The 590-nt window shown below is 58.3% G+C and carries 1 protein-coding gene; it reads left to right on the top strand.

Going from position 1 to position 590, the window contains the following annotated elements; translation table 11 throughout:
* On the top strand, positions 1 to 537 hold a 537-nt coding region (locus FMN63_RS03305), incomplete at its 5' end, for an IS6 family transposase (RefSeq protein WP_148582534.1).
* Positions 538 to 590: the final 53 nt, after the last annotated feature.

Below are 590 nucleotides of genomic sequence, written 5' to 3'. Positions count from 1 at the left end.
CGGTTTGGCCGGCATTTCGCGTGCTGCATTCGCCGGGACAGACCAAAGCCCAACAGCAAATGGCATCTGGATGAAGCCGTGATCGTCATTGGCGGAGTAAAATACTGGCTCTGGCGGGCAATTGACGGTGATGGAGATGTGCTCGATATCCTGGTTCAGCCCCGACGGAATGCCAAGGCTGCCAGACGTTTCTTCGGTGCGCTGGTCGCGCAATACGGCGAGCCCAGGGTCGTGGTGACCGACAAGCTGCGCAGCTACACCAAGCCGGTTCGAGCCCTTGCTCCAGATGCCGATCATCGCGCTCACAAGGGGCTGAACAACAGGATTGAGAATTCCCATCGTCCGACCCGGAAACGGGAAAGGATTATGGGCCGGTTCAAATCGTCCCGGCAAGCTCAACGCTTCTTGTCCGCCCATGACCAGATCAACACGATCTTCCGGCCGAGGCGGTACACCCTGTCGGCCGCCTCGTACCGGCATTCAAGGGCAGATGCATTCGGCATATGGGAAGACTACACCGCTGAGATGAACGCCTGAAATCCGCCCAAACGGGGAACAATGCTCGCCGACCAGAATAAGTTGGCAATGCC

Source organism: Stappia sp. BW2 (assembly GCF_008107695.1).
Taxonomy (GTDB): domain Bacteria; phylum Pseudomonadota; class Alphaproteobacteria; order Rhizobiales; family Stappiaceae; genus Roseibium.
The sequence above is the reverse complement of the archived record's forward strand: the minus strand, read 5'-3'. Positions and strand labels throughout refer to the sequence as shown.